Genomic DNA, 1,939 nt, shown 5'->3' with positions numbered 1-1,939 from the left:
GCGTAGGCCAGCACCGGGATCGCGACCGTCGACGCGGCGAGGGCGACGAAGAACGCCGCCGCCAGCCAGTCGCCGGCGGCACCGGTGGGGCCGCCACCAGCAACATCGGAGTGGCGGGCCTCGGGGGGAACGGCGGCAGCGGCAACATCCTGTTCAACCTCGTCAGCACCGGGGGCGACGGCGGCGCGGGAGGGTCGGCTTTCGGCGCCACCAACATCGGCGGCCAGGGCGGCCAGGGCGGCGGCGGCGGTGGCACCCTGTTCGGCATCGGCGGCAACGGCGGGGCCGGCGGGGCCGCCGAGTCCCCCGGAGGCACCGGCGGGGTCGGCGGATACGGCGGCGACGGCGGGGCGTTCTTCGGCATCGGCGGCGCCGGCGGCGACGGCGGGGCCGCGCAGCCCGGCGGCCATGGCGGCACCGGTGGCCTCGGCGGGCTCGGCGGTCTCCTCTTCGGGCTCGGCGGCCACGGCGGCAACGGCTATGGTGCGGCCGGTTTGGCGTTCGGGGGCAACGGCAGCCAGGGCGGCTACGGTGGCCTGCTCTTCGGTATCGGCGGGGCCGGCGGCGACGGTGGCGTCGGGGCCACCCCGGGCGTCGGCGGCCCCGGGGGCTTCGGCGGGTACTTCATTGGCGGCCTGAACGGCCCAAATGGGTTGACGCCGGCCTGAACTCGGCCATCGCGGGCCGGGTGCGCTAAGCCGGGCCGCTCGTCGGCGTGGTGACCCGGAAAACCTCGGTCTCCTCGGCGAGTCCCTTGAGCCGTTGCGGGCCAAGGCTTTAGAACGTCAGGCCCGATCCCGCGGAGAGATCGCGGAACGTGCGGCTGGCCAGCGCCTCGCCTCCTGTTCATGTCCGCGGTTGCCGGGACCGCGGGCCACGCCGGCAGCGCCGGGGCCAACGGGTTGCTTTAGGGCCACACACAGGGCGACCGGCTTCGGTAGGTTCGGCGTCCGATCCGCGGTACGTACCGGGATTGGTCCGCCGTCCGCGGCTACGGCAGCCCGGGTAACCCGTCCAGGCCCAGCAGCTGCCCGCCCATGCCGCCCGCTCCGGCTTTTCCGCCTTTGCCCGGGGTCACGGCGAACCCGCCGTTTCCGCCATTACCACCGTTGCCGATCAGCACCGCGTTGCCACCGTGACCACCGTCGCCGCCCGCGCCGGTCGCGTTGTTGGTGGTATTGATCCCGCCGTCACCACCGTGCCCGCCGTTGCCGATCACCCCGGCCGTGCCTCCGGCCCCGCCATGCCCACCGACGACGGCGCTGATACCGCCGGCGCCACCGGAACCGCCGTCGCCGAAGAGGATGCCCGCATTGCCGCCGGCCCCGCCGTCCCCGCCGATCGCGGCGCCCGATGCGGCACCGCCGCCACCGCCGCTGCCGCCGGTGCCGAAGAGTATTCCGGCCCGGCCGCCGGCCCCGCCCTTCCCGCCAACGGCGCCGGCGGTGCCGCCGGCCCCGCCAGCGCCGCCGGCGCCGGCGAATAAGCTTGCCGCGCCGCCGGCTCCGCCGTCCCCGGCGATCGAGCCGCCACCACCACCGGCGCCCCCGTCCCCGCCATCGCCGAAGAACATGCCCGCCGCGCCGCCGGCCCCGCCCGTGCCGTTGATCGCGCCGCCGCCGCCGCCGGTGCCGCCGGCCCCGCCGTCGCCGCCGAGGATGCCACCCTGGCCGCCAGCGCCGCCATTCCCGCTGATCGCGCCGGCACCACCGCCGGCGCCGCCGAAGCCGCCGGGGCCGCCGGTGCCGATCAGCCCACCGGCGCCGCCGGCCCCACCGGGACCCGCGACGGCGGTATCGGTGAACCCGCCGATGCCGCCGGCGCCGCCGGCGCCGAACAGCCCCGCAGTCCCACCGGCGCCACCGGCGCCGCCATTGCCCCCGGCGCCGTTACCGCTGCCGCCGGGGCCGCCGGCGCCGCCCGAGCTGAATAGTCCGCC

General features: G+C 77.5%; 2 pseudogenes. One reads left to right on the top strand and one right to left on the bottom strand.

What is annotated here, in order from left to right:
* Positions 1 to 668, top strand: a pseudogene (locus BST11_RS29060) (hypothetical protein); the annotation flags it as partial.
* A gap of 323 nt (positions 669 to 991) precedes the next feature.
* Here BST11_RS29060 and BST11_RS28840 read toward each other — a convergent pair.
* Positions 992 to 1,939, bottom strand: a pseudogene (locus BST11_RS28840) (PE family protein); the annotation flags it as partial.

Origin of the sequence: Mycobacterium alsense (assembly GCF_002086635.1) — a bacterium.
Classification (GTDB): Bacteria; Actinomycetota; Actinomycetes; order Mycobacteriales; family Mycobacteriaceae; genus Mycobacterium; species Mycobacterium alsense.
The sequence above is the reverse complement of the archived record's forward strand: the minus strand, read 5'-3'. Positions and strand labels throughout refer to the sequence as shown.